At 69.8% G+C, this 26,657-nt stretch carries 27 protein-coding genes; 19 read left to right on the top strand and 8 right to left on the bottom strand.

Translation table 11 applies throughout. The features are described from left to right. The first annotated feature begins 3 nt into the window (after positions 1-3). The 3 genes from BW39_RS02310 (at position 4) to BW39_RS02300 (ending at position 4,619) form a co-directional block, all read left to right on the top strand. Positions 4-720, top strand: coding sequence for a sulfite exporter TauE/SafE family protein (locus BW39_RS02310; protein WP_012204632.1), 717 nt, complete (start codon positions 4-6; stop codon positions 718-720). A gap of 69 nt (positions 721-789) precedes the next feature. Further along, positions 790-2,136 (top strand): HD-GYP domain-containing protein, encoded by a 1,347-nt coding sequence (locus tag BW39_RS02305; protein WP_081816113.1) that lies wholly within the window; start codon positions 790-792, stop codon positions 2,134-2,136. Then, positions 2,133-4,619 carry a bifunctional diguanylate cyclase/phosphodiesterase gene (locus BW39_RS02300; protein WP_013803222.1) on the top strand — a complete coding sequence of 829 codons (2,487 nt, stop codon included), beginning with the start codon at positions 2,133-2,135 and terminating at the stop codon, positions 4,617-4,619. The genes BW39_RS02305 and BW39_RS02300 overlap by 4 nt, the downstream gene beginning before the upstream one ends. On the opposite strand, the gene BW39_RS02295 is transcribed toward BW39_RS02300, so the two are convergent. From BW39_RS02295 to BW39_RS02285, 3 genes are all read right to left on the bottom strand, one after another. Beyond that, the gene (locus BW39_RS02295) at positions 4,583-5,401 is read right to left on the bottom strand and encodes a sulfite exporter TauE/SafE family protein (RefSeq protein ID WP_012204635.1); all 819 of its coding nucleotides are present in this window, start codon (positions 5,399-5,401) and stop codon (positions 4,583-4,585) included. The genes BW39_RS02300 and BW39_RS02295 overlap by 37 nt on opposite strands. Before the next feature lie 391 nt (positions 5,402-5,792). Continuing rightward, positions 5,793-6,194 carry a cell division protein ZapA gene (locus tag BW39_RS02290; RefSeq protein ID WP_043819447.1) on the bottom strand — a complete coding sequence of 134 codons (402 nt, stop codon included), beginning with the start codon at positions 6,192-6,194 and terminating at the stop codon, positions 5,793-5,795. Between the two features lie 32 nt (positions 6,195-6,226). Further along, the gene (locus BW39_RS02285; RefSeq protein WP_012204637.1) at positions 6,227-6,436 is read right to left on the bottom strand and encodes a hypothetical protein; all 210 of its coding nucleotides are present in this window, start codon (positions 6,434-6,436) and stop codon (positions 6,227-6,229) included. 316 nt (positions 6,437-6,752) lie between these two features. On the opposite strand from BW39_RS02285, the gene BW39_RS02280 reads away from it, so the two are divergent. The 6 genes from BW39_RS02280 to BW39_RS02255 are packed head-to-tail and all read left to right on the top strand — an operon-like array spanning position 6,753 to position 12,252. Then, positions 6,753-8,153 (top strand): cobyrinate a,c-diamide synthase, encoded by a 1,401-nt coding sequence (locus BW39_RS02280; RefSeq protein WP_043819444.1) that lies wholly within the window; start codon positions 6,753-6,755, stop codon positions 8,151-8,153. Next, positions 8,150-8,743 (top strand): bifunctional adenosylcobinamide kinase/adenosylcobinamide-phosphate guanylyltransferase, encoded by a 594-nt coding sequence (locus tag BW39_RS02275; RefSeq protein WP_013803219.1) that lies wholly within the window; start codon positions 8,150-8,152, stop codon positions 8,741-8,743. Before BW39_RS02280 ends, BW39_RS02275 begins: the two co-directional genes overlap by 4 nt. Beyond that, complete coding sequence (locus BW39_RS02270) at positions 8,740-9,618, top strand: ABC transporter substrate-binding protein (protein WP_043819442.1); 879 nt, start codon at positions 8,740-8,742, stop codon at positions 9,616-9,618. Before BW39_RS02275 ends, BW39_RS02270 begins: the two co-directional genes overlap by 4 nt. A gap of 41 nt (positions 9,619-9,659) precedes the next feature. Further along, entirely contained in the window at positions 9,660-10,643 is a 984-nt protein-coding gene (locus tag BW39_RS02265; RefSeq protein WP_043819441.1) for a FecCD family ABC transporter permease, read from the top strand. Beyond that, entirely contained in the window at positions 10,640-11,437 is a 798-nt protein-coding gene (locus tag BW39_RS02260) for an ABC transporter ATP-binding protein (protein WP_043819439.1), read from the top strand. Before BW39_RS02265 ends, BW39_RS02260 begins: the two co-directional genes overlap by 4 nt. A 17-nt stretch (positions 11,438-11,454) precedes the next feature. Continuing rightward, complete coding sequence (locus BW39_RS02255) at positions 11,455-12,252, top strand: aminoglycoside phosphotransferase family protein (protein WP_043819437.1); 798 nt, start codon at positions 11,455-11,457, stop codon at positions 12,250-12,252. Here the strand turns inward: BW39_RS02255 and BW39_RS02250 are convergent. Next, on the bottom strand, positions 12,249-13,127 hold the full coding sequence (locus BW39_RS02250) for a MurR/RpiR family transcriptional regulator (RefSeq protein ID WP_034391831.1): 879 nt from the start codon (positions 13,125-13,127) through the stop codon (positions 12,249-12,251). The genes BW39_RS02255 and BW39_RS02250 overlap by 4 nt on opposite strands. A 160-nt stretch (positions 13,128-13,287) precedes the next feature. Between BW39_RS02250 and BW39_RS02245 the strand changes: the two genes are divergently transcribed. The 10 genes from BW39_RS02245 (at position 13,288) to BW39_RS02200 (ending at position 22,519) form a co-directional block, all read left to right on the top strand. Next, positions 13,288-14,631, top strand: a complete 1,344-nt coding sequence (locus BW39_RS02245) for an aspartate aminotransferase family protein (protein WP_043819435.1) — start codon at positions 13,288-13,290, stop codon at positions 14,629-14,631. Positions 14,632-14,692: 61 nt separating this feature from the next. After that, positions 14,693-15,610 (top strand): amino acid ABC transporter substrate-binding protein, encoded by a 918-nt coding sequence (locus tag BW39_RS02240; RefSeq protein ID WP_043819432.1) that lies wholly within the window; start codon positions 14,693-14,695, stop codon positions 15,608-15,610. Between the two features lie 17 nt (positions 15,611-15,627). Then, on the top strand, positions 15,628-16,284 hold the full coding sequence (locus BW39_RS02235) for an aspartate/glutamate racemase family protein (protein ID WP_043819429.1): 657 nt from the start codon (positions 15,628-15,630) through the stop codon (positions 16,282-16,284). Positions 16,285-16,347: 63 nt separating this feature from the next. After that, positions 16,348-16,917: a cob(I)yrinic acid a,c-diamide adenosyltransferase gene (gene cobO, locus BW39_RS02230; protein WP_013803210.1), complete on the top strand. Its 570-nt coding sequence runs from the start codon at positions 16,348-16,350 to the stop codon at positions 16,915-16,917. A gap of 39 nt (positions 16,918-16,956) precedes the next feature. Next, on the top strand, positions 16,957-17,664 hold the full coding sequence (gene bluB, locus BW39_RS02225; RefSeq protein WP_043819427.1) for a 5,6-dimethylbenzimidazole synthase: 708 nt from the start codon (positions 16,957-16,959) through the stop codon (positions 17,662-17,664). Continuing rightward, positions 17,661-18,755 (top strand): adenosylcobinamide-phosphate synthase CbiB, encoded by a 1,095-nt coding sequence (cbiB, locus tag BW39_RS02220; protein ID WP_043819425.1) that lies wholly within the window; start codon positions 17,661-17,663, stop codon positions 18,753-18,755. Before bluB ends, cbiB begins: the two co-directional genes overlap by 4 nt. After that, positions 18,752-19,795, top strand: a complete 1,044-nt coding sequence (locus BW39_RS02215; protein WP_043819422.1) for an aminotransferase class I/II-fold pyridoxal phosphate-dependent enzyme — start codon at positions 18,752-18,754, stop codon at positions 19,793-19,795. The genes cbiB and BW39_RS02215 overlap by 4 nt, the downstream gene beginning before the upstream one ends. Beyond that, positions 19,782-21,287 carry a cobyric acid synthase gene (locus BW39_RS02210; protein WP_043819420.1) on the top strand — a complete coding sequence of 502 codons (1,506 nt, stop codon included), beginning with the start codon at positions 19,782-19,784 and terminating at the stop codon, positions 21,285-21,287. The genes BW39_RS02215 and BW39_RS02210 overlap by 14 nt, the downstream gene beginning before the upstream one ends. 143 nt (positions 21,288-21,430) lie before the next feature. Then, entirely contained in the window at positions 21,431-21,862 is a 432-nt protein-coding gene (locus BW39_RS02205; protein ID WP_013803206.1) for a hypothetical protein, read from the top strand. Positions 21,863-22,147: 285 nt separating this feature from the next. Further along, complete coding sequence (locus BW39_RS02200) at positions 22,148-22,519, top strand: oxidoreductase (RefSeq protein WP_012204656.1); 372 nt, start codon at positions 22,148-22,150, stop codon at positions 22,517-22,519. Between the two features lie 85 nt (positions 22,520-22,604). On the opposite strand, the gene otnI is transcribed toward BW39_RS02200, so the two are convergent. The 4 genes from otnI to denD are packed head-to-tail and all read right to left on the bottom strand — an operon-like array spanning position 22,605 to position 26,627. Continuing rightward, the gene (gene otnI / locus BW39_RS02195; protein ID WP_043819417.1) at positions 22,605-23,402 is read right to left on the bottom strand and encodes a 2-oxo-tetronate isomerase; all 798 of its coding nucleotides are present in this window, start codon (positions 23,400-23,402) and stop codon (positions 22,605-22,607) included. Between the two features lie 35 nt (positions 23,403-23,437). Further along, positions 23,438-24,721 (bottom strand): 3-oxo-tetronate kinase, encoded by a 1,284-nt coding sequence (gene otnK, locus BW39_RS02190; protein WP_043819416.1) that lies wholly within the window; start codon positions 24,719-24,721, stop codon positions 23,438-23,440. Continuing rightward, on the bottom strand, positions 24,718-25,650 hold the full coding sequence (ltnD, locus tag BW39_RS02185; protein WP_043819413.1) for an L-threonate dehydrogenase: 933 nt from the start codon (positions 25,648-25,650) through the stop codon (positions 24,718-24,720). Before ltnD ends, otnK begins: the two co-directional genes overlap by 4 nt. Then, positions 25,647-26,627 (bottom strand): D-erythronate dehydrogenase, encoded by a 981-nt coding sequence (gene denD / locus BW39_RS02180; protein ID WP_043819410.1) that lies wholly within the window; start codon positions 26,625-26,627, stop codon positions 25,647-25,649. Before denD ends, ltnD begins: the two co-directional genes overlap by 4 nt. Positions 26,628-26,657 lie beyond the last annotated feature (30 nt).

The following is a 26,657-nucleotide window of genomic DNA, read 5'->3' as shown; positions in this document are numbered from 1 at the left end:
CCCATGCTGTTGTCGCTGCTCTGGACCGCTTTGATCATGGGGCTCGTCGGCGGGCCCCATTGCCTTGCCATGTGCGCTGCGCCCTGCGGCGTGGTCACGGGCGGGGCGGGGCAGGGCGGCGGCTCGCAGGTGGTGGCCGTGCATGGATTGCAAAGCCGGCTGTGGCTGCGCACGGCGCTGTTCCACGGCGGCCGTCTGGCCGGCTATGCCAGCCTGGGCGCTGCCTCGGCCCTGGCCATGGAGAGCCTGTCCTGGCTCACCAGCCAGACCACGGCGCTGCAGCCGTTCTGGACGCTGACCCATGTCGCCGTGATGGCCTGGGGCCTGGCCATGATGGTGCAGGCCCGCCAGCCCGCCTGGCTGGAGTCTGCCGGTCGCGCCGCCTGGCGGCGCGTGCAGCCCTGGGTGTCGGCGCCGGGCGGTACGCTGGCGGCAGGCTATGCCTGGGCGCTCATGCCTTGCGGACTGCTGTATTCGGCCGTGCTGGTCGCCGCGCTCAGCGGCGGCCCGTTGCAGGGCGCGCTGGCCATGGCGGCCTTTGGCGTGGGCAGCGGGCTGTGGCTGGTGGCCGGCCCCTGGCTGTGGCGGCTGGGCCGGCAGCGCCTGAACGGCCTGCGCGCCGAATGGGGCACGCGCCTGGCCGGCCTGATGCTGGTGGGCGTGGCCGTCTGGGCGCTGTGGATGGACCTGATCTACAAGCCCAGCCTCTGGTGCCGTTGAGCAACAGCTGAGGCCAGACTTGGCACCTGGGGTCGCGGATTGGCTGCGAGGCCCTCAGAACTGGAGATAATGCCCGAATCATCGGCTTACATATTGCCGATTCCTTCAGCCTCGGGGCCGTTGCCGCGCGTGAACCATTCCGTCCTCATCGATATCCGAGACCTCCGTCCGGGCATGTTTGTCCAGCTCGATGTTGGGTGGCTGAACCATCCCTTTCCGGTCAGCAGCTTCAAGATCACCTCCAGCGCACAGATCCAGACCCTGAAATCCCTGGGCCTGGAGGTGGTGCGCTGTGTCCCGCACAAAAGCGACACCTGGCCCGCCGAGGTGCGCACCCCGCCGCCGCAGGAGCTGCCGCCCGTCGTGGTGGCCCCCGAGCCTGCACCCACCGAACCTGCTCCAGCACCGTTGCTGCTGTCCGTGCCCGACTGGCGCGGCCGGCTGGAGGACTGCAATGCGCGCTTTCAGAAGGTGGAGCGTGGCTATGTGGCCATAGAGACCACCATTGCCAGCGCGCCCGAGCAGGCGCGCATGCCCACCGAGGCCCTGGTCGATGGCTGCCTGGCCGAACTGGCGGGCCCGCAGGACGTGGCCATTCACCTGCTGTCCGATGGCGTGGGCAGCAGCCAGAGCGTGCATGCCGTCAACGTGACCGTGCTCAGCCTGCTGCTGGGCCGGGCCCTGGGCCTGCGGGAATCGCTGCTGCGCGACCTGGGCCTGGCGGCGCTGCTGCATGACGCGGGCAAGCCCGTGGCCGGTGTCGAAGGCATGCACGGCCTGGCCCTGGAGCCTTCCGTGCCCGACGCCCTGCGCGAGCGCTACGAGCGCCATGTGGGCGAATCCGTGGCCATTGCCATGCGCATGGGCCTGTCGGCCCAGGTCACCACGGCCATCGCCCAGCACCATGAATGGGCCGACGGCACGGGGTTCCCGCTGAGCCTGGTGGCCGAAGACATGGAGCTCACGGGCCAGATCCTGGCCCTGGTCAACAGCTACGATCGCCTGTGCAATCCCGGCGATGCACAGACGCCGCATACGCCGCACGAGGCCCTGTCCATGCTGTTCAGCCGGCTGCGCGACAAGTTCGCCGCGCCCGTGCTCAATGGCTTCATCCGCATGATGGGTGTGTTCCCCCCGGGCTCGGTGGTGGAGCTGACCGACGGGCGCCATGCCATGGTCATGTCCGTGAATGCATCACGCCCGCTCAAGCCCTCGGTGATGGTGCACGATGCCGGCGTGCCGGCCGCGCAGGCGCCCGTGCTGGCGCTGGAGCTGTTTCCCGAGCTGGGCATACGCCGGGGAGTGGCGCCCGCGCAACTGCCGCGCGATGCGCTGGACTACCTGTCGCCGCGCCGGCGTGTCTGCTATTACTTTGAACGGGCGGTGGAGTTGGATCCACCGAAGGTGGCGTCTTGAACAAGCAAGCGCTCAACCGCGCCTGGCCCCGCCTGCTCGATGCACTGCAGGAGGCCCTGTGGCTGATCGATGCGCGCACCCTGAAGGTGCTGCGCGCCAACGCCGCCAGCGAATCCGTCACCGGCTATGAGGCCGATGCGGCCCCGGGCCTGCCCGTGCAGGTGCTGGCCGCCACGCCGCAGCAGCAGGCTTTCTGGAGCGATCCCTTCAACTGGCAGGCCGGAGCCCAGTTCATTGCCGAGGTGCGCCGCGCCGATGGCCAGCTGGCGCCCGTGGAGATGCGCGTGCGCGCGCTCGATGGCGAGGTGCTGCTGGTCAGCATGCTGGACCGGCGCGAGCAGGCCTTGCACGAGGCCGAGTTCGAGAGCCTGCTGGGCGAGCTGCGCGCCACGCTGGAGTCCGCGGCCGACGCCATCCTGGTCTGCGATCCCGATGGCCGCATCCGCGCCTTCAACCACCGCTTTGCCACGCTCTGGGGCATTCCCGAGGCGCTGCTGGTGCGCCGCAACGACGTGGCCATCCTCGACCACCTGGCCAGCCAGGTGCGCGATGCCGAATCCTATGCGCGCCAGTTGAAGCTGCTGTCGGCCCAGCCCCTGATGGAGGCGGCCGACGTGCTGGACCTGCGCGACGGACGCATCCTGGAGCGCCGCGCCGTGCCCCAGCTGCGCCGGGGCCTGCCCATGGGGCGGATCTTTTCCTTTCGCGACATCACGGCCGAGGCCCAGACCCAGGCGGGCCTGGAGCTGGCCGCGCGCGTCTTCGAGTCCAGCCTGGACGGCATCTTCATTGCCGACGGCTACATGGATGTGGCCCGCACCAACCCGGCCTGCGAACGCCTGCTGGGCGGCATGCCCGTGCAGGGGCGCACGGTGGAGTCGCTGTTCGAGGCCTCCGAAGGCCAGGCCGACACCCTGGGCGACCTGGCCCGCATCCAGTGGCACCAGGGCGGCTTCTGGGAGGGCGACCTGTGGCTGCGCCAGGCCGGCGGCGCGCGCTGCGCCGTGCGCCTGTCCTGGGTGCCGCTGCGCAACGCGCAGGGCGACGTGGTGCAGAGCATCGGCTTCATGCGCGACCTCACGCAGCAGCGCGTGGCCCAGCAGCGCATTGAACAGCTGGCCTACAGCGACGCGCTCACCGGCCTGCCCAACCGCCTGAACCTGACGGAACGCGTGGATGCAGCCATCGAGGCCGCGCGCGCAGGCGGCACGGTGTTCAGCATCCTGTTCATCGACCTGGACCGCTTCAAGATCATCAACGACTCGCTGGGCCACCAGTTCGGCGACCGCGTGCTCAAGCTGGTTGCGCAGCGCCTGAGCGACTGCATGCGGCCCGTGGACATCCTGTGCCGCCTGGGTGGCGACGAGTTCGTGCTCTATCTGCAGGGCTGCAACGCCGAGCTGGCCGCTTCGGTGGCCAAGCGCATCCTGCAGGAGATGGAGCGCCCCTTCCTGCTCGACGGCCTGGGTTTCTCCGTGCAGTGCAGCATCGGCGTGGCCCAGTACCCGGCCGATGGCCTCACGCTGGATGAGCTGATCCGCCAGGCCGACACCGCCATGTACCGCGTCAAGGAGCGGGGCCGGGGCCATTTCAGCTTCTACCAGCCGCAGATGAGCGCCGGCCTGCTGTCGCGCATGAAGCTGGAGCACGCCATGCGCCAGGCGCTGGAGCATGGCCGCATGGCGGTCTACTTCCAGCCCCAGGTGCACATAGACAGCGACCGCATCGTTGCTGCCGAGGCGCTGCTGCGCTGGACCGATCCCGAATTCGGCGTGGTCTCGCCGGGTGTCTTCATCCCGCTGGCCGAGGAGTCGGGCTACATCGTCACGCTGGGCGCCTGGGTCATGGAGCAGGCCGTGCAGGAGGCTGCACGCTGGCAGCAGCAGGGCATGCCCATCAAGGTCTCGGTCAACGTGTCGGCGCTGGAGTTCCGCCAGTCAGGCTTTGTCGAGCGGGTGACCGAGCTGCTGCGCAGCTACGGCCTGACACCCCAGCTGCTGGAGCTGGAGCTGACGGAAAGCATCTTGCTGCAGGACGCCCAGGACATGGCGCTGCGCGTATGCCAGATCGCCGATCTGGGCGTGGGCATGGTGATTGACGACTTCGGCACCGGCTACTCCAACCTGGCCTACCTGAAGAAGCTGCCCATCTCCAAGATCAAGATCGACCAGAGCTTCGTGCGCGGCCTGCCCAGCGACGAGGGCGACCAGGCCATCGTCGGCGCCATCATCAGCCTGGGTCTGGCCCTGGGCGTGGAGATCGTGGCCGAGGGCGTGGAAACGCACGAGCAGCTGACGGCCATCCACCGCATGCAGGGCCACTACTTCCAGGGCTTCCTGTGTGCGCCTGGCCTGCCGCGCGAGCAGTTCGGCGAATGCCTGCAGGCCCAGCGCGCCGGCATTGGCGCCATCGCCTACCGGCAGAGAATGGCCCAGGCCGCGAGCGCTCAGCTGCCTGCGCTCAAGCCCTTCCAGAGCATGTAGGCCGCCAGGCCGAACAGCAGCGTGGCAAAGATGCGCTTGAGCTGGCCCACGGGCAGCCGGTGCGCGGCCCGTGCCCCCAGCGGTGCCGTCAGCACGCTGCAGCAGGCCAGGGCCAGCAGGGCCGGCAGCCACAGGTAGCCCAGCGAGTATTCGGGGCGCCCGGCGTCGCCCGCGCCGGTGAAGATCAGGCCCGCCGCATTCACCACGGCAATCGGAAACCCCAGTGCCGCGCTGGTGCCCACGGCCATGTGCATGGGCACCGAGCAGCGCATCATGAAGGGCACGCTGATGAAGGCCCCGCCCGCACCCACCAGCCCCGAGATGAAGCCCAGGCCCGTGCCCGCGCCGTACAGCCCCAGCGGCCCCGGCAGGGCGCGCGTGGCCGTGGGCTGGCTGTTGCTGCGCAGCATGCGCAGCGCCATGTAGCCGATGAATACGCCAAAGAACAGCGCCAGGTACTTGCCGCGCAGCAGCGCGAAAACGCCCAGGCTGGCGAGCAGGCCGCCCGTGATGATGCCCGGCGCCAGGCTGCGCACGATGTCCCAGCGCACGGCGCCACGACCGTGGTGGGCGCGCAGGCTGGAGATCGAGGTGAACACGATGGTGGCCATGGCCGTGGCGATCGCCATCTTCACGGACAGATCCGGGCCGACCCCGCGCTTGTCGAGAAAGTAGGTCAGAAACGGCACGAGCACCATGCCGCCGCCCACTCCCAGCAGGCCGGCCAGGAAGCCGGAGCACAGGCCCAGCAGGGCCAGTTCGAGAAACAGCAGGTCAGGCATGCGGCAGAAGATCGGTAGTGGATGGGCGGGGAGGGGAGGGCAACAAAAAACCCGGCGCACCGTGGAGGTGCGCCGGGTTGGAATCAGGTGTCTGCAAAGACCACCGGGCCGTCATCCTGAACCGGGGTTCAGGGGGGCAAGGGCAGCCAGACGTTGGGTTCATCTAACGCGAGACGATCACGCTCGAATGGCAATGTACCAAGCCCGGGCTCATAGAGCATTGGTCCAAGGAACTATAAAGCCCGGCGGGTTTGCAGACGCCTCCATTCTACGGCGATTGAGCAGGCCCGCAATCAAGTTCTTTGAACGGCATGGGCTTTCCATTGACATGGCCGATGCCATGAAAAACGGCCTCCGAAGAGGCCGTTGGATAGACAGGGAGTGCAGCGGCTCAGAGCAGCCGAGCATCGCTTTCCAGGGCCTGGTCCAGGCGCAGCACCAGTTGCTCGGCAAGGGCCTGCTGGCGCTGGCGCTCGGCCAGTTCCTCGGGGCTGGGCTCGGGCGGCACGGACTGGGCGGCATGCTGCGAAGTGACCTCGTCATGCAGGGACTGCATTTCGGCCTGGGCCGTGGCCATGGCGCTTTCCTGCGCTTCGCGGTCCAGCACGTCGAAGGCCATGTTCAGCGCGGACAGCACGGCCACGCGCTCGCGCGAGCGGACCTTGCCGCTGTCGCGGATCCGGGTCATGGCCGTGTCCACACGGCGCACGGCCTCGAGCAGACGCTCTTCCTGGCCATCGGGGCAGGTCAGCACATAGCTTTGCTGCAGGATTTGCACTTCGATCTGCTTCATGGGCGTTCGGGCGTCGGCGGTTGCGAAGGGGGTCAAGCCCCCTGGTTGGAGGGCAGGCGCTCGATCAGGGCATCGACGCGGGCCCGGGCGGCGTTGAGCCGCGAGCGCAGCGAATCACGCTCCTGGGTCAGGGCCGCCACCTGTTCGGCGAGTAGCGCATTCGTGCGTTGCAGTTCCTCGTGGCGAACCAGCAGGCGCTCCACGCGCTCTGCAATGTGGTCGAGGGAAGTCTGGGAGGTCATAGACGCTGAGATTGTAGGACGTGCGAACGAAGTGAGCGCATTCCGTGGAAGTATCCGAGGAAACCTGATAGCAGGGGGGCTTAGAAGGCTTGACGTCAGCACCGTGCTCAGGTATTCGAGCGCGGGCGGCAGACTGTCTCACAAAATCGTAGCGCCATGTGTAGGACGCGTCTGCTTCGGCGGGGTGTAATGCGTAAGCATTGGTTGCGGGCGCGGTGCGGGTGGGGTGCGGATACGGCGGGGGTGCGCACTACAATGCGCCGCGTTGGCGGAGCGGCCGGTTCAAGGCAGCGTCGCACGGAGCAAACAAATACACATGAATATTGACCTTGGCCGGGGCGGGGCACGCTGCCCGGCGCTGCTGATCACTTCCACGGCCTCGGGCCAGGGCAAGACCACGCTGACGGCTGCGCTGGCGCGGCTGCATGCGCGCCAGGGGCGCCGCGTGCGCGTGTTCAAGTGCGGCCCTGACTTCCTGGACCCGCACTGGCACGAGCTGGCCAGCGGCGCGCCCGTGCACAGCGTCGATCTGTGGATGACGGGCGAGGCCGACATGCGCGCGCGCCTGCACGCCGCCGCCTGCGAGGCCGACCTCATCCTGGTGGAAGGCGTCATGGGCCTGTTCGACGGCACGCCCTGCGCGGCCGATGTGGCCGAGCGGCTGGGCCTGCCGGTGCTGGCCGTGATCGACGCCTCGGGCATGGCCGGCACCTTTGGCGCACTGGCCCATGGCCTGCAGCACTACCGGCCCGGCCTGCGCTGGGCCGGCCTGCTGGCCAACCGCGTGGGCAGCGCCCACCATGCCGACCTGCTGCGTGCCGGCCTGCGCGAGCCTTCGTTGTGGCTGGGCGCGCTGGCGCGGGTGCAGGGTGCAGGAACCACCTCGCTGCTGCCCGAGCGGCACCTGGGCCTGGTTGCCGCGCATGAGCTGGACGATGCCCTGCAGCGCCTGGACGTGGCCGCCGATGCGCTGCTGGCCACGCCGCTGGGCCAGTTGCCCTGGCAGGCCGAAGCAGGGCAGGGCGCCAGCTGGCAGGACTGGTCCGTGGACTTTGAACCGTGCCCGGAACCTGCCGAAGCCGTGCAGCCCTGGCTGGCGGGCCGCACCGTGGCGGTGGCGCGTGATGCGGCCTTCAGCTTCATCTACCAGGCCAACCTCGACTGCCTGCGTTCCATGGGTGCGCGGATCGCCTTCTTCTCGCCCCTGGCCGCAGAGCGCCTGCCGCAGTGCGATGCGCTGTGGCTGCCCGGCGGCTATCCGGAACTGCACCTGGACGCGCTGGCCGCCCAGGCCGCGTTGCGCGGTGACATTGCCGCCCACGTGGCAGCCGGCCGGCCGGTCTGGGCCGAGTGCGGCGGTATGCTCGCGCTGTGCGAACGACTGACCGACACTGCGGGCCGGACCACGGACCTCTGGGGCCTGTTGCCCGGCCATGCGCGCATGCAGCCGCGCCTGGCCGGCCTGGGCATGCAGCAACTGCCCACGCCCTGGGGCCTGTTGCGCGGCCATACCTTCCACTACAGCCGGCTGGACACGTCCATGGCCGAGGCCGGGCGCAGCAGCCGCCCGGGCCAGGCTCCCCAGCCCGACCGGGGCGAGGCGCTGTACCGCCAGGGCAGCGTGCACGCCAGCTATTTCCATGCCTGGTTTGCCTCACAGCCGCGCGCCGTGGCGGCGCTGCTGGGCGCTGACATTCCCGCAGGCCAGGCGTCATGACCGACCAGATCTCCACCTATTCGCTTGCGCGCAGTCAACTCATTCTGGGTGGCCAGAAAAGCGGCAAGTCGCGCCGTGCCGAATTGCTGGCCCGCGCCTGGCTCGATGGCGCCCTGGACCGCGAGGCCGCGCTGATCGCCACCGGCCAGCCCTGGGACGACGAAATGCGCGAGCGCATCGCCCGCCACCGGCGCGACCGCGCCGAGCGCGTGCCCGGCATGGCCACGCTTGAGGAGCCGCTGGATCTGGCCGCCATGCTTGCGCGGCACAGCACGCCGCAGCGCCTGCTGGTGGTGGACTGCCTGACGCTGTGGCTGACCAACTGGATGATGCCGGCCCAGCCTTCCGAGGAACTGGCGCGCGGATGGGAGGGCCAATGCACGGCCTTTCTTGCCGCCTTGCAAGCTGCGCCCGGCCCGGTGATCCTGGTCGGCAACGAGATCGGCCTGGGCGTGATCCCGCTGGGATCGCAGGTGAGGGCCTTTGTGGATGCGCTGGGTGTGCTCAACCAGCGTGCGGCGCAAAGCTGTGAAACCGTCACGCTGATGTGCGCCGGCCTGCCGTTGGCGCTCAAGGGCCCGCAGCCGTGAGGCCATGGCGTCTCGCCCTGTGGGGCCTGGCGTTGGCACTGGCGCTGTCTGCGGCGCAGGCTGCCATCCGGGTCACGGACGGGCGGGGCGTTCCGGTGGAGCTGCCACAGCCGCCGCAGCGCATCGTCAGCCTGCTGCCCTCGCTGACCGAGACCGTGTGCGAGCTGGGCGGCTGCCAGCGCCTGGTCGGCGTGGACCGCTATTCGAACTGGCCGGCCCATGTGAAGACCCTGCCCGTGGTGGGCGGCGGAATCGATCCCAACATCGAGGCCATCGTCGCGCTCAAGCCCGATCTGGTGCTGGTGTCCATGGCCACGCGCTCGGTGGCGCGGCTGCAGGCATTGGGCCTCAAGGTGGTGGCGCTGGAGCCGCGCACCCATGCCGATGCGCAGGCCGTGCTGCGCACCGTGGGCCAGTTGCTGGATCTGCCGCCCGGGCAGGGGGCCGACCGTGTCTGGTCCGCCATCGAGGCGCGCATGCAGGAGGTGGAGCGCAGCATGGCCCCCGCGCTGCGCGGGCAGACCGTGTACTTCGAGGTCAACCGCGGCCCCTTTGCCGCAGGCGAGTCTTCGTTCATCGGCGAGACCCTGGCGCGCCTGGGCATGCGCAACATCGTGGGTGCGCAGCTGGGGCCGTTCCCGCGCATCAACCCTGAATTCGTGGTGCGCGCCGATCCGGACTTCATCCTGGGCGGCGACCGCAGCCTGGGCACATCGGGCGAGCCCTATCCGGGCTGGGGCCGCCTGCGTGCCATGCAGGCCGGGCGCGTCTGCCGCTTTGTGCCGGCCGAGCTGGACGTGCTGGTGCGCGCCGGCCCGCGCATGGCCGAGGGCGCTGCGCTGATGGCGCGCTGCCTGAACGGGGCCGCACGGTGAGGCCGGCCCGCAGGCACCACAGCGGCCTGGCTGCGCCGTGGATGGCACTGGCCCTGCTGGTCGTGAGTGCCCTGCTCATGCTGCTGGGCGCGGGCGTGGGCAGCACGGGCTGGGAAAGCGTGTGGGCGGCGCGCAGCGATCCGCTGTCCTGGCAGATCGTCACCGAGATCCGGCTGCCCCGCACGGCGGGCGCGTGGCTGGCCGGCGGCCTGCTGGGGCTGGCCGGGGCCATCGCCCAGGGCGTGTTCCGCAATCCGCTGGCCGATCCCTATCTGCTGGGCAGCGCTTCGGGCGCCTCTCTGGGCGTTGCATTGAGCATGGCGGCGCTGGGCGCCTCGCCCTTCGCACTGGCGGGCCTGGCGCGCCTGGGTGTCACGGGTGCGGCCTTTGCGGGCGCGGCCCTGGCCGTGCTGCTGACCCTGGTGCTGGCTCAGGGCGTGCACAACACCATGCGCCTGCTGCTGGCCGGCGTGGTAGTGGGGGTGGTGCTGGGCGCAGCCGCGTCCCTGGTGCTGTTGATGAACCCGGACATCATGCAGGCCATGCAGGCCTTCATGCTGGGCAGCACCTCCTTCATCGGCTGGGGCGCCTGCGCGCTGATGCTGGCCGTGCTGCTGGCCACCACCCTGGGCGCCTGGTGCCTGGGCCGCGTGCTCGACGGCCTGTCCCTGGGCGAGGCCACGGCCCACAGCCTGGGCCTGCCGCTGGCGCCGTTGCGCATGGTGCTCATCTTGCTGCTGGCCCTGGCCACGGGCACGGCCGTGGCGCAGACCGGGCTGATCGCCTTCGTCGGCCTGGCCGCGCCGCATCTGGTGCGCTCCATGGTGCGGTCCATGCACCGCTGGCTGCTGGTGCTCAGCGCGGGCATGGGCGCCGTGCTGCTGCTGGCCGCCGACCTGCTGGCGCGCTGGCTCATCGCCCCGCAGGAACTGCCCGTGGGCGCGCTCACGGCCTTGCTGGGCGGCAGCTACCTGCTGTGGCTCATGCACCGCCGCCACGCCCTGCGCGGCGGGGAGGGCGCATGACGGCCCCCGCCCTGCAAGCGCGCGCCCTGAAGGTTCGCCTGGGCGATCGACAGGTCCTCAGCGGCCTGAGCTTGGCCCTGCCCGCCGGCCGCTGGACCGCCATCGTCGGTCCCAATGGCGCCGGGAAATCCACGCTGCTGCGCGCCCTGGCAGGCATGGAGTCCGGCGCTGGCGTGCAAGGGGCGGTGGAGCTCCTGGGCCGCCCGCTGCGGCAATGGAGTGCGCGCGAACGGGCCTGCTCGCTCGCCTGGCTGGGCCAGAACCAGCCCGTGGCCGGCGACATGCGGGTCCATGACGTGGTCATGCTGGGCCGCCTGCCGCACCAGGGTTGGCTGGCTGCGCCCAGCCAGGCAGACCATGCCGCCGTGGAGCAGGCCCTGCGCCAGACCCAGGGCTGGGACTGGCGCATGCGCAGCGTGGGCAGTCTCTCGGGCGGGGAGCGCCAGCGCGTGCTGCTGGCGCGCGCCCTGGCCGTGCAGGCCCGCGTGCTGCTGATGGACGAACCCCTGGCCAACCTCGACCCGCCGCACCAGGCCGACTGGCTCGAATGCGTGCAGGCCCTGGTCGCCCAGGGCTGCACCGTGGTCAGCGTGCTGCATGAGATATCGATGGCCTTGCAGGCTCAGGAACTGGTCATTCTCGACAAGGGGCAAGTGGTGCACCAGGGTGCCTGCGCCGACGCGGTCACGCATGCGGCGCTGGAGGCCGTGTTCGAGCACCGGCTGCGCATCCGCGCCATCGACGGGCAGTGGCTGGCCCTGCCACGGCTGCGGGGGCAAGCTGAGGCTGCCTGATCGCCCGCCAGAAAAAAATGTCTCTCCATGCGCCGTATCTGAGCCGCTGGGCTCTGACCATCGATGGCCAGCCCCTGTCCACGCCGCGCGGCGTGTTGCTGCCCGTGCGCCAGGGCGGCACGCCCGCCATGCTCAAGATCGCCCAGGAGCCCGAGGAAGTGGCCGGCGCCCAGCTGATGGCCTGGTGGAATGGCGATGGTGCCGCGCCCGTGCTGGCCCATGAAGGGCCGGCCTTGCTGATGCTGCGCGCCACAGGACCCGAATCGCTGGTGGAGATGGCCCGTGGCGAGCGCGATGAGGAGGCCACGCGCATCCTGTGCACCGCTGCCAAGCGCCTGCACCTGCCGCGCGCCAAGGCGTTGCCACCCCTGGTGCCGCTGACGAAGTGGTTCCATGCATTGCTTGCACAAGGCCATGGAACCGCCAGCCTGCTGGGCCTGTGCGCCGCCACGGCGCGCGAGCTGCTGGCCGCACCGCGCGACGTGGCCGTGCTGCATGGTGACCTTCACCACGGCAATGTGCTTGACTTCGGCCCCCTGGGCTGGCTGGCCATCGACCCCAAGGGCCTGCATGGCGAGCGGGGCTTTGACTACGCCAACATCCTGAGCAATCCCGACCGCGCCAGCGCACTGGCGCCGGGGCGCTTTGCGCGCCGCATGGCCACCATTGCCAAAGTCTCGGGCATGGAGCAAAGGCGCCTGTTGCAATGGGTGCTGGCCTGGTCGGGACTGTCGGCCGTCTGGAGCATGGAAGACGGTGACGATCCTGGCGCTGCGATGGCTGTGGCGCAAATGGCGGCTTCGGCCTTGGGCTAGTCGCGACCGGCTTTCCTCGACCGAGGTGCCTCCAGATACGCACCGCTGGCAAACAATTGCTCCTCGGCCTGGTCGATGCGCTGCACCACGCCCTTGCCGGCGCGGCTGGCCAGCAGTTCCACCAGGGCCTCGGACAGCGCCACGGCCGAGGTGATGGAGGGGAAGAACGACGGGCTGTGCAGCGAAAACAGCAGCGTGGCGTCGGCCAGCAGCGCCAGGGGCGATGCGGGGCTGTCGGTCAGCGCCACGATACGGCAGCCCGCATCCCTGGCGGCCTGGGCCACGGCCAGCGCCTCGCGCGAGTAGGGCGCAAAGGCGACTACCAGCAGGGCGTCGCCGCGCTCCATGGCGCGGCACTGCATCTCCAGCGTGCCGCCCTGGCCGTCCAGCAGGTGCACGCTGGCGCGCAGCAGCCGGTACACATAGACGAAGGAAAAGGCCACGGGGTAGCTGGCGCGAAAGCCCGCCACATGCACGCTGCGGGCCTTTTCCAGCAGTGCGCAGGCCTGCTGCAGGGCGTCGCCCAGGCGCCGCTCGGTGGCCTCCAGATTGCGGCGGTGCACCTCGAAGGTCTCGCCCACCAGGTCATGGTCGCCAGCGCGGCCCACCAGGGCCTTGGCGCGCTGGCCGTAGGCCTCGTCGCTGCCCAGACCCATGTCCTGCGCGAAGGCCTGCTTGAGCTGCGGCCAGCCGTCAAAACCCAGCCACTGCGCAAACCGCACCAGCGTGGCGGGCGGGCTGCCGGCGCGCGTTCCCACGCTGCGCATGGAGGCCGTGACCACATCGTTGGGATGCTCCAGCACGAAGCGGGCCACCTGTTGCAGGGCCGGGCTCAGCTCGGCAAATCGCTGGCGGATGTCGTCTTGAACAGACATAGGTTTTGAGGAGGAAGGAGAGGAAAAGGGCGGTGTTGGCTGCGCCGACTGTAGCCCAGGCGCGGGCCGGCTTGGAACGGCTGTGGTTGAAATCTCTGTTGACGGAACAAATGTTCCGTCAAATAATGTGATGAAACATTTGTTCCTTGAAAGAACTGCCATGAGTCATGTGTTCCATCGCCATCTGCACCACACGCCCCCCGTTGCCGTCGCCGCCAGCGGCCTGGAGATACGCGACGCGCAGGGGCGCAGCTATATCGATGCCTCGGGCGGCGCGGCCGTGTCCTCGCTGGGCCACGGTCATCCCGACGTGATCGCCGCCATGCATGACCAGATCGACCGGCTGGCCTATGCCCACACCAGCTTCTTCACCACTGCGGTGGCCGAGGAACTGGGGCAGGAACTGGTGCGCGGCGCACCCGAAGGCACCAGCCACGCCTACCTGGTCAGCGGCGGCTCCGAGGCCGTGGAGGCCGCGCTCAAGATGGCGCGCCAGTACTTCGTGGAGATCGGCCAGCCCGAGCGCACGCACTTCATCGCGCGCCGCCAGAGCTACCACGGCAACACGCTGGGTGCGCTGGCCGTGGGCGGCAATGCCTGGCGGCGCGCGCCGTTCGCGCCCATCCTGGTGCCGGCCACCCATGTCTCGCCCTGCAATGCCTACCGCGACCAGCGCGACGATGAAACCCCAGAGCAATACGGCCAGCGCCTGGCCGACGAACTGGATGCGGCCATCGGCGTCCACGGCCCGCGCAGCGTGATCGCCTTCGTGGCCGAGACCGTGGGCGGCGCCACGGCTGGCGTGCTCACGCCCGTGCCCGGCTACTTCAAGGCCGTGCGCGAGGTGTGCGACCGCCACGGCGTGCTGCTCATCCTGGACGAGGTGATGTGCGGCATGGGCCGCACGGGCACCCTGCATGCCTGCGAGCAGGAAGGCGTGGTGCCCGACCTGATCACCGTGGCCAAGGGCCTGGGCGGCGGCTACCAGCCCGTGGGCGCGGTGCTGGCGCAGGGGCGCATCGTCGATGCCATGTCGCGCGGCAGCGGCTTCTTCCAGCACGGCCATACCTACCTGGGCCACCCGGTGGCCTGCGCGGCGGCGCTGGCCGTGCAGCGCGTGATACGGCGCGACGGCCTGCTGGACAAGGTGCGTACCGATGGCGAAGCCTTCGGGCAGATGCTGGCGCAGGCCCTGGGCAGCCTCCGCCGCGTGGGCGAGCACGTTGGAGACATTCGCGGGCGCGGCTTCTTCTGGGGCGTGGAAATGGTGGCCGGCCGCGCCAGCAAGGCGCCCTTCGATGCGGGCCTGAAGCTCAACGCCCGCATCAAGACCGAAGCCATGCAGCGCGGCCTGCTGTGCTACCCCGGCGGCGGCACGGCCGATGGCCGTGCGGGCGACCACGTGCTGCTGGCGCCGCCCTTCATCGCCACGCGGGAACAGCTGCAGACCATCGCCACGCGCCTGGCCGAGTCCATCGAGGCCGCACTCGCCCAGGTTCTCTGATCCGTTCCTGCGCTTGCGCCCACTCCCCCGCTTCCCCCACCCCCGCCACAGGAGTGTCCCCATGACCCCATCCCACCCGACCCTGAAGCGCACGGCCCTGGCCGTGACCAGCGCCCTGATCGCCGCGCTGCTGCCGCTGGCCGCCAGCCATGCCCAGGACAGCGGCACGCTCGCCAAGATCCAGCAGGCCGGGGCCATCACGCTGGGCTACCGCGAGTCCTCGTTCGGCTTTTCCTACCTGGATGGCGATCTCAAGCCCGTGGGCTACAGCATGGACATCTGCCGGCGCATCGTGGACGAGGTCAAGGCCCAGCTCAAGCTGCCCGCACTGCAGGTGCGCTATCAGGCCGTGACCTCTGCCAACCGCATCCCGCTAGTGGCCAACGGCACGGTGGACCTGGAGTGCGGCTCCACCACCAACCTGGTGGAGCGGCAAAAGCAGGTGGCCTTCTCGCCGGATATCTTCCGCTACAACGTGCGCATGCTGGTGCGCGCGGACTCGGGGCTGCGCTCCGTCGCCGACCTGCAGGGCAAGACCGTGGCGACGACGGCGGGCACCACGTCCTTTCGCCTGCTGCGCGAGGCGGACCGGGGCCGCAACCTCGACATCACCAACCTTTCGGGCAAGGACCATTCGGACTCCTTCATGCTGGTGGAGAGCGGCCGTGCCCAGGCCTTTGTGCTGGACGACATCCTGCTCGCCGGCCAGATCGCCAATGCCAAGAACCCGCAGGACTACCTGATCACCGGCGAAAGCCTGCGCACCGAGAACCAGGCGCTGATGCTGCGCAAGGACGATGCCGGCTTCAAGGCCATCGTGGACCGCGTGGTGACGGGCATGATGCAGTCCGGCGAGATGGAAAAGCTCTACAACCGCTGGTTCATGTCGCCCATCCCGCCCAGGAACATCAACATCAACTACCCGCTCAACGCCGAGACGCGCGAGGCCTTCGCCCATCCCTCGTCCAAGGGCATCTGAACTTATTGCACGCATCCATGACCCGCATCGCCCTCATCCACGCCCTCAGCCACTCCGTCGCTCCCATCAACGAAGCCTTTGCGCGCGACTGGCCCGAGGCGGTTCGCATGAACCTGCTGGACGACAGCCTCTCGGCCGACCTGGCGCGCAACGGGCGCGGGCTGGACGCCGCCATGCACGAGCGTTTCCAGCGCCTGGCGCAGTACGCCGTGGACACGGGCGCGCAGGGGATCTTGTTCACCTGCTCGGCCTTTGGCGCCTGCATCGAGGCCGTGGCCGCGCGCCACGCGCCGCTGCCCGTGCTCAAGCCCAACGAGGCCATGATCGAGGAGGCCGTGCAGGGCCAGCAGGGTGCCTTGGGTTTGATCTCCAGCTTCGCGCCCACGCTGCAGTCCATGCCGCCGGAGTTTCCGGCCGGCATCGAACTCGTGCCCGCCCTGGCCGATGGCGCCATGGACGCGCTCAACCGGGGCGACACCGCCACGCATGACCGCCTGGTGGTCGAGCAGGCCAAGGCCCTGGCTGCGCGTGGCTGCACGCGCATTGCGCTGGCCCAGTTCAGCATGGCGCGTGCCCGCGCGGCCTGCGAGGCCGCCACGGGCCTGCCCGTGCTCACCACGGTGGACAGCGCCGTGCGTGCCCTGCAGCGCCGGCTGGGCATCCGCCTCGGTTAAAGTGGCGCTCCGCTGCGGCGCATGCCCGCCGCAGCGCGTGCAACTTTTGAGGATGACAGACCCATGCAGATCGAACAGGCCCCGACGGAAAAGCCCTATGAAAAGCCCGAAGGCGAACGCCGTGGCCTGGTGCTGGTGAACACCGGCGACGGCAAGGGCAAGAGCACGGCGGCCTTCGGCCTGGCCCTGCGCGCGCATGGCCGAGGCAAGTCCGTCAAGATCTTCCAGTTCATGAAGGTGCCCACGGCGCGCTTTGGCGAGCACCGCATGTTCGAGCAGCTGGGCATGCCCATCGAGGGCCTGGGCGACGGCTTCAGCTGGAAGAGCCAGGACCATGAGCGGTCGGCCCAGATCGCGCGCGAGGGCTGGGAGCGTGCGCGCACCGCCATCCTCTCGGGCGATCACTTCCTGGTCGTGCTCGACGAAATCACCTATCCGCTGATCTATGGCTGGCTGCCGCTGGAGCCTGTGCTGCAGGCCCTGGCCGACCGCCCGCGCCATGTGCACGTCATGCTCACGGGCCGCCGCTGCCCCGAGGAAATCATTGCCGTGGCCGATACCGTCACGCGCATGGAACTGGTCAAGCACGCCTTCCAGGCCGGCATTCCCGCCCAGCGTGGTATTGAGGACTGATGCCGCCCGCAGGCCCGGCCTGCGGCGGACAATGGCGGCATGAGCAGCGAAACGCAATCCCGGGCGCCAGAGACCATTTCCGCCCAACCCTTTGCCGAGGCCGAGCGGGCAGCCGTCTACCGCGCCATCCATGAGCGGCGCGACATGCGCCACTTCTGCGGTGGCGAGGTCGCGCCCGAGGTGCTGCTGCGCCTGCTGCGCGCCGCCCACCATGCGCCCAGCGTCGGCTTCATGCAGCCCTGGCGCTTCATCCGCGTGCGCGATGCGCAATTGCGCCAGGAGATCCATGCCGTGATCGAGCAGGAACGCCTGCAGACCGCGCGTGCCCTGGGCGAGCGCGAGGAAGACTTCATGCAGCTCAAGGTCCAGGGCGTGCTGGATGCGGCCGAAGTACTGGTCGTGGCCATGCCGCCAGGGCGCGAGGCCCATGTCTTCGGCCGTCGCACCCTGCCCGAGATGGACGTGGCCTCGGCCGCCTGCGCCATCCAGAACATGTGGCTGGCCGCGCGTGCCGAGGGGCTGGGGCTGGGCTGGGTCTCGCTGTTCGATCCCGAGGTGCTGGCCGCGCTGCTGCAAATGCCCGTGGGCAGCCGGCCACTGGCCGTGCTGTGCCTGGGCCCCGTGTCAGCCTACTATGCCGAGCCCATGCTGCAGCAGCAAAAGTGGGCCAGCCGCGCACCGCTGCAGGACATGCTCTACGACGACTTCTGGGGCCAGCGCGCCGCCGCCCCACAACCGCAGGCATGAGTGACAGCCCTTCCTGGCAATTGCTGGGCGCCGCGCTCAGCCCGCTGTGGTGGTGCTGGCAGGCGCTGTGGCAGCCGCAGGCCCAGGTCCAAGCCGAACCCTGGGCGCGCCACGCCCTGGCCGCCGCGCTGGCCGTTCCCGTGGCCCTGCTGATCGACCGGCTCTGGGGCGAGCCGCCCGTGTGGATACACCCCGTGGTCGCCATGGGCCGGCTGCTGGCTGCGGTTGGGCGAAGAATTGCCCCACGCGAAGAACATGTGCGCGACTGGCCACGCTTTGCGCTGGGCGCCGTCGCCTGGTGCCTGCTGGCTCTGCTGTTCTTCGCCGTCTACGCGTTCATCCAGTGGCTGCTGCCGCCCATGCCCTGGTGGCTGGGCGCCCTGGTGCTGGGCGTGCTGCTCAAGCCGCTTTTGTCCTGGCGCATGCTGCGCGAAGAGGTGCTGGCCGTGGAAGCCGCACTGCAGCAATCCCTGCCCGCAGGCCGTGAGCGGCTGACCTGGCTGGTCAGCCGCGACACAGCGCAGCTGGACGCAGGCCAGGTGCGCGAAAGCGCCATTGAAACCCTGGCCGAGAACCTCAGCGACTCCGTGCTGGCGCCGCTGTTCTGGTTTGCCGTGGCCGGCCTGCCGGGCGCGGCCCTCTACCGCTTTGCCAATACGGCCGATGCCATGTGGGGCTACCCGGGCTGGCGCGGGCAGGGCGATGACCGGCGCCACTGGCAATGGGCCGGCAAATGGACGGCGCGTGCCGATGACCTGCTCAACTGGATACCGGCGCGCCTGACCGCCTTGCTGCTGGCCTTGTCCGGCTTGGCGGCTGACCGGCGGCCGGGCTGGGGTGCGCTGCGCCAGGACGCGCGCATCACCCCGTCGCCCAACGGCGGCTGGCCCATGGGCGCCATGGCAAGGCTGCTGGGCGTGCGCCTGGGCAAGCCCGGCGTCTATGTGCTCAACCCCGCAGGCCGCGTGCCGCAGGCGGCCGAGCTGCAGCAGGCTGTGGCGCATGCGGGCCGCGTGGTCGCCATGCTGGTGGCTGCAGCGCTGGCCGCCGCCCTGGTCCTTGGATGGGCGATGGCAGGAAAGACACCATGAAACCGATCCCAGTCACCCACGGCGGCACGGACGCGCTGGGCGTGCCCGCGCACGATTTCTCCACCAACCGCAATGCCTGCGGACCCTGCCCGCAGGCGCTGGACATGCTGGCCCAGGCCCACGCGGCCCAGTACCCGGACCCGCAGTACACGGCGCTGCGCGCACGGCTGGCGGATTTTCATTGTGTGCCGACCGAGCGCATTGTCATTGCGGCCAGTGCCAGCGACTTCATCCACCGCATCACCATGCATGCAGCGCGCGAGGGCGCGGCCGTCGCCAGCCTGCCGGCCCACCATTACGGCGACTACGCCCACGCGGCGCAGGTCTGGCGCCTGCTCCTGGCCGCGCGCGACGGTATCACCGAGGCCGGCCCCGGCCTGCACTGGGCCTGCGCGCCATCGAGCCCACTGGGCCGGCCCGAGGATGTCTGGCCCCTGTGGAGCGAGCCCGCACCGCCCGGCACCTGGCGCGTGATCGACTGCGCCTATGCGCCCCTCAGACTGGAGCCGGGCATGGAACCCGCCGTGCCCTCCCAGGTGCGCGATGCCTGGCAGATGTGGACCCCCAACAAGGCCCTGGGCATGACCGGCGTGCGCGCGGCCTACGCCATTGCGCCCGAAGCCGTGCCGCACGACGAGATCGATGCCTTGCGCGCCCTGTCACCATCCTGGCCCGTGGGCGCCCATGGCGAGGCCATGCTCACGGCCTGGACCGCACCGGCCACCCGGCAATGGCTGGCGCGAAGCCTGCAACGGCTGCGCGATTGGAAGGCACAGCAGCTCGATCTGGTGCAGCGCCTGGGCTGGCAGGTACTGCCCGGCTCGCAGGCCAATTACTTTGTGGCGCGCTGGCCGCAAGCCCAGCAGGGCGACGCCATGCAGGCGCGTCTGGCCCAACTGCGCGCGCAGGGCATCAAGCTGCGCGACTGCGACAGCTTCGGCCTGCCCGGCTGCGTGCGCATGGGCGTGCTGGCGCCCGCATCCCAGAACGCCTTGCTGGCTGCCTGGCAGCCAATGGAGAAACACCATGCAATCGAATGAACCCGCCGCCGGGAATCTGCCCCTGCCCACCACCGGCCAGCGCCCCGCGCTGTGCGTGATGGTGCTGGGCACCAGCAGCGGCGCCGGCAAGAGCTGGGTCGCCACCGCGCTGTGCGCCTGGTACCGCGCGCAGGGCTACAAGGTGGCGCCCTTCAAGGCACAGAACATGAGCAACAACGCGCGCGTGGTCTCCGCGCCGGGCGGTGCCTGGGGCGAGATCGGCACGGCACAGTACCTGCAGGCCCTGGCCGCAGGCTGCGCGCCCGATGTGCGCATGAACCCGCTGCTGCTCAAGCCCGAGGCCGACATGCGCAGCCAGGTCGTGCTGCTGGGCCGGGTCAGCGAGGAGCTGTCGGCCTTGCCCTGGCGCGGCCGCAGCGCCCGCGTCTGGCCGCAGATCGCCGAGGCGCTGGACAGCCTGCGCGCCGACAACGATGTGGTCGTCATCGAAGGCGCCGGCTCTCCGGCCGAGATCAACCTGCATGCCAGCGACGTGGTCAACATGCGCGTGGCGCGCCACTGCGGCGCGCATTGCCTGCTGGTGTCCGACATAGACCGGGGCGGCGCCTTTGCCCACCTCTACGGCACCTGGGCCCTGCTGCCGCCGGAAGAACAGGCGCTGATCCGCGGCTTTGTGCTCAACAAGTTCCGGGGAGATGCCAGCCTGCTGGCGCCCGCCCCGCAGATGCTGCAGGAGCGCACCGGCGTGCCCACCGTGGCCACGATCCCCATGCAGTTCCAGCATGGCCTGCCGGAGGAGGATGGCGTCTTTGATGACCGTGGCTCTGGAGGAGGGGCGGGGCGCGCCGTGCACACCACCATCGCCATCATTGCCTACCCGCGCATCAGCAACCTCGACGAATTCCAGCCCCTGCTGCAGGTGCCGGGCCTGCGCGTGGTCTGGGCGCGCACGCCGGCCCAGCTGGCAGGCGCGGACTGGATCATCCTGCCCGGCTCCAAGGCCACGGCTGCCGATCTGGCCTGGATGCGGACCCAGGGCCTGGATGCCGCCGTTGCTGCACATGCTGCGGCAGGCCGGCAGGTGCTGGGCATCTGCGGCGGCCTGCAGATGCTGGGCGAGGCGCTGATCGACCTGCATGGCGTGGACGGCAACGCAGCCGGCCTGGGCCTTCTTCCGCTGACGACCCTGTTCGCGCCCGACAAGACCGTGCTGCCCGCCAGCGTGCAACTGCCGCCGCTGCCGGGTGCGCTGGCGCCGCTGTCTGGCGTGCAGGCGCAGGTCTATGAAATCCACCACGGCCAGACCAGCGTGCGCCCCGACATGGTGGCCGCTGGCAGTGCCGTGGCCGAGCCCGTGCCTGGCCTGCTGTGGCACAGCCCCGATGGCCGCATCGCGGGCTGCTACTGGCACGGCCTGTTCGAGAACGCCGAGGTGCTGCGCGCCCTGTGGGGCGCCGAGGTGCCCACGCTGGACAGCGTCTTCGCGCGCATGGCCGAAGGCGTGCAGCGCTGGTTTGCGCACCAGGCTTGACCCAGGTCAGGGGCCGCTTGCAGGGGGCGCGGCAAGCTGTAGGCCATGGCCTGCATGCGCAGCCGCGCTGTACCGATAAATGGGGAGCTGGAAAACACGCATGCTTGGGCCTTGACTTTTTTCACGAGGAATGGAGTGAAGCTATGAAGAACCCATGGATTCGTCCCCTGCAGCTGTGTATTGGCGCGGCCGTGCTTGGCATGGCCGGACTGGCCACTGCCCAGCCGGCACCTGGCCCCGATGGCATGCCGCCCCCTCCGCCCGCTGCGGAAAAGGCCAAGCCCCACCACCACCACAAGAAGCACGCCGAGCCCAAGGGGCCGGCCAAGCGCGGCTATGACCGCCGCGACCCGGCACAGCACGAGGCTGCAGCCGTCCAGGAGCAATCGCGCCGAGGCGGCGTCCAGTCGGGCGACCACTTCCAGCGCAATGCCGTGGCCCGCTGCGATGTCTTCAAGAACGAAGGCGACCGCCGCTCCTGCGTGGAGCGCGTCAAGGACGGCCAGGTCAGCGGCTCCGTCGAAGGCGGCGGCGTGCTGCGCGAGTACACGGAGCAGGTTCCTGTAAGGCAATAACAGCGCTGGCTGTTGTTCACCTGAGAAAACCCGCCGGGCCACGAAGCCGGCGGGTTTTTTTGTGGGCGAATGCAGGCTCCCGCGTCAGCAGCCTGTGGTGTGGTCCCGGCTGCAGGCAGCCGGTATCGAACCTCGACCGCAGAGACCTGGCCCGCCGCCACGCCCCTGTCCACCGGATTTGATCTGGGTCATACAAACCCATTCCACCTGTCCCGGACCGGCGCGCACCGGCAAGGCATTTCTATGATGGCGCCGTACTTCCCATATGGAAAAAGGACTCATCCCATGCAAGCCTTCCGGATCGTGGTCATTGGTGCGGGGCAGACCGGCACTCCCTTGCTGCAGCAATTGCTGGACGCGCCCTTCGTGCAGTTGCTCGGGGTGGCCGACCTGGATTTGAACCAGCCCGGCATCGCACTGGCACGCGCGCGCGGCGTGCCGGTCACCACCCGGTTCATGGAACTGGTGGACGCAGCGGTGGACATCATCATCGACGTGACCGGCTCGCTGCAGGTGCGCGAATCGCTGCGCAGCAAGATGGTGGAGACCGGCAACACGCACACGCTGATCATGCATGAGGCGATTGCGCTGCTGATGATGTCGCTGTCGGCCGGCCGGCTGGTGGTCGGCAAGCACAGCGATCTGGAATATTCCTGAACGCAGGCGGCGGATACGCAGGACAGCTATGCGCCCCGTCCTCCCGTGCCTGGCGGATGACGGGCTGCCGCAGCAGACGCTACAGCTACAGCCACTCCTTCATCCAACCCAGCCCCTCGCTGGTAGCGTGCGCCGCCGCGCCGCGCGCGGGGCGGTATTCGCAGCCTATCCAGCCGTCGTAGCCCAGCTGGTCCAGCAGGCGGAACAGGTAGGGGTAGTTGACCTCGCCCACGTCGGGCTCGTGGCGTTCGGGCACGCCTGCGATCTGCACATGCCCCACGCGGCCCGTGGGCAGGTACTGGCGGATCTTCATGGCGAGGTCGCCTTCGACGATCTGGCAGTGGTAGAGGTCCATCTGGACCTGGACATTGGGCTCGGCAATGTCGGCCAGCAGCGCATGGGCCTGGTCCTGGCGGCTCAGGAAGAAACCGGGCATGTCGCGGCCATTGATGGGCTCCAGCAGGATGGCGATGCCGTGGGCCGCGGCCAGCCGTGCGGCATGGCGCACGTTGGCGATGTAGGTGGCGCGCAGGATGTCATCGCTGGCGCCTGCGGGCTTGAGCCCGGCCATGACGTGGATGCGCGGGCAGCCCAGGGCCTGGGCGTAGGCCACGGCGCGTTCCATGCCCTGGGCGAATTCCGCCTCGCGCCCGGGGATGCAGGCCAGGCCGCGCTCGCCCGCGTTCCAGTCGCCGGGCGGGGCGTTGAACAGCACCTGCTGCAGGCCGTGGTCCTGCAGGCGGCGGGCCAGTTGCCCGGGCGCGAAGTCGTAGGGGAACAGGTATTCGACGGCCTGGAAGCCGTCGCGCGCGGCGGCCTCGAAGCGGTCAAGAAAGTCCAGGTCGTTGTAGAGCATGGACAGGTTGGCGGCGAAACGGGGCATGAAGGCTTTCCTGAAAACGGAGGCTGAGTGTGGCATCAGGCGCTTGCCAGCGCGCCGAAGGCCTTGGTGAAGAAGTCCGTGGTGCCGAAGTTGCCGGACTTGAGCGTGAGGTGCAGCCCCTGCGGCGCCAGGGGCGAGGCGGCATGGCACCAGGGCACGCCAGGGTCGATCTGCGGCCCTATGCGCATCTGCTCGATGCCCAGCGCCTGCACGCAGGCGCCCGAGGTTTCTCCGCCGGCCACGACGAGCTGGCGCACGCCCATCTCGACCAGCCCCCGGGCGATGGCGGCGATGGTCTGTTCGACCAGTGCGCCGGCCTGCTCCACGCCCAGGCGGCCCTGCACGGCCTTGACGGCCGCGGATTCGGCGGTGGAGTAGATCAGCACGGGGCCGCTGGCGATGTGCTGGCGGGCCCAGGCCAGGGCCTTGCCGGCTTCGTCCTCGCCGGCGGCGATGCGCAGCGGCTCCAGCGCCAGGGCAGGGCGCCCCGAGGCGATGAAGTGCGCCACCTGCGCATTGGTGGCCACCGAGCAACTGCCCGAGACGACCGCCTGCAGGCCGGTGGCGGTTGGCAGGGCAGCGGCCCGGGCCGTGGGCTGGATGCCGAAGTTCGCGGGCAGGCCGATGGCCACGCCCGAGCCCGCCGTGACAAGCGGCATGCCGGCCAGGGCCGGGCCCAGGCGCAGCAGGTCGTCGTTGGAGACGGCATCGACCACGGCCATGCCCACGCCCTCGGCCTGGAGTGCGGCGATGCGCGCGCGGATGGCGGCCTCGCCCTGCGCGACGGCCACATGGTCGATCAGCCCCACCTTGCGCCCTGTCTGCGCCTGCAGCACGCGCACCAGGTTGGCATCGGCCATGGGGGTGAGCGGGTGGTTGCGCATGCCGCTGTCGCTGAGCAGCACATCACCCACGAACAGGTGGCCCTTGAAGACGGTGCGCTGGTTGTCGGGGAAGGCCGGCGTGGCGATGGTGAAGCCACAGCCCAGCGCGTCCATCAGCGCATCGGTCACGGGGCCGATGTTGCCCTGCGGCGTGCTGTCGAAGGTGGAGCAGTACTTGAAGTAGATCTGCGGCGCGCGGCCATTGGCGCCCTGGGCCTGCAGCCATTCGAGGGCCTGCAGCGATTGCGCAATGGCATCGGCCGGCGCGATGGTGCGCGACTTGAGCGCGACAACGACGGCGTCCACGCCCTCGTCCACCGGGCCGGCGGGCACGCCAATGCTTTGCACCACGCGCATGCCTGCGCGCACCAGGTTGTTCGCCAGATCGGTGGCGCCCGTGAAGTCGTCGGCTATGCAGCCCAGAAGAAGGGTCATGGGGATTCCGATGGAGCCTGGGGCAGGGTGATGCCCGGGAAGATCTTGATGACGGCGCTGTCGTCCTCGCGGCCATGGCCGGCGGTGGATGCCTGCATGAACATCTGGTGGGCCGTGGAGGCCAGGGGCAGCGGGAATTTGCTGTGGCGCGCGGTGTCCAGCACCAGGCCCAGGTCCTTGACGAAGATGTCCACGGCCGACAGCGGGGTGTAGTCGCCGGCCAGCACGTGGGCCATGCGGTTCTCGAACATCCAGCTGTTGCCGGCGCTGTGGGTGATGACCTCGTAGAGCGCGGCGGCATCGACGCCTTCGCGCAGGCCCAGGGCCATGGCCTCGGCCGCTGCCGCGATGTGCACGCCGGCCAGCAGCTGGTTGATGATCTTGACCTTGCTGCCCGCGCCCGCGCTGTGGCCCAGGCGGTAGACCTTGGCGGCCATGGCATCGAGCACGCCTTCGCAGGCGGCATAGGCCTCGGGGCGGGCGGCCGTCATCATGGTCATCTGGCCCGACGCCGCCTTGGCCGCGCCGCCGGAGATGGGCGCGTCGATGTAGTGCACGCCCTGCGCCTGCAGCCTGGCCTCCAGTGCCACGGACCAGTTGGGGTCCACGGTGGAGCACATGACGAAGACGGAGCCGGGCTGCAGCGCAGGAGCGATGCCGCCTTCGCCGAACAGCACGGCCTCGGTCTGCTGGGCGTTGACCACCACGCTGACGATGATGCGGCAGGCGGCGGCCATGTCGGCCAGCGTGGCGCAGGCCGTGCCGCCTTCGGCGGCGAAGGCGGCTGCGGCCTCGGGGCGGATGTCGTGGACATGCACGTGGTGGCCGGCGCGGCGCAGGCTTTGCGCCATGCCGGCGCCCATGGCGCCCAGGCCGATCACGCCGACGCAGCGTGCTGCGGGCTGTGGTGTGGAGGTGTCGTTGCTCATGGCTTGGCCGGTGTCAGGTCATCGGCGATGTAGGCGCGCACGATGGCCGCAAAGTCCTCGTCGCCGCGCAGGCCCAGCTGGTTGGCGCGCGCGGTATCCCAGCGGCCGGGCCAGCTGCCGACGATGCGCTCGACCTTGTCGTCGGGCTGCCAGCTCACGCGGTTGGCCACCTCGTCGCCAGCCACTTCGCGCAGCGCGCGCACCATGTCGCCTGCGCTGACGGACACGCCGGGCAGGTTGATGGGGCGGCGGTCGGCGACGGCGCTGGCATCGAGTTCGCAGCCTGCGACCAGGGCCTCGACGGCGCGGCGCGGGGACAGCAGCCACAGGCGCGTGGTGGCACCCACGGGGCAGTTGGCCGCTTCGCCGTTGAGGGGCTCGCGGATGATGCCGCTGGCAAACGACGAGGCGGCCGCATTGGGCCGGCCCGGGCGCACGCTGATCGTGGGCAGGCGCAGCACGCGGCCGTCGACAAAGCCGCGCCGCGTGTAGTCGGCCAGCAGCAACTCGGCAATGGCTTTTTGCGTGCCGTAGGAGGACTGCGGGTTCAGGGCTGTGCCGTCCAGCACGGTGTCGGGCAGGTCGCCCCCGTAGACGGCCACCGAGCTGGTGAAGACCACGCGCGGCATGTGGCCCACGGCGCGGCAAGTCTCCAGCAGGGCGCGCGAGGCATCGAGGTTGATGCGCATGCCCAGGTCGAAGTCGGCCTCGGCCTGGCCGCTGACCACGGCGGCCAGATGGAAGATCACGGCCGTGTCCTGGTCTATGGCGCCGCGCAGCACCTGCGGGTCGGCAATGTCGCCCACCAGGGAGCGCACGCGCGTGTCGTCAATGGCGTGGGTGGCCACCACGTCGAGCAGGTCGATCTGGTGGATGGGCCAGCGGGTGCCGGCCAGCGTCAGCGCACCCTGTTCGAGCAGCTTGCGGGCCAGGCGCTGGCCCAGGAATCCGGCGCCGCCGGTGATCAGTACTTTCATGTGTCTTGGGGCTTGGAGCTTGAAGGACGG

It is taken from the genome of Delftia sp. RIT313 (assembly GCF_000632165.1).
Classification (GTDB): Bacteria; Pseudomonadota; Gammaproteobacteria; order Burkholderiales; family Burkholderiaceae_C; genus Comamonas; species Comamonas acidovorans.
The sequence above is the reverse complement of the archived record's forward strand: the minus strand, read 5'-3'. Positions and strand labels throughout refer to the sequence as shown.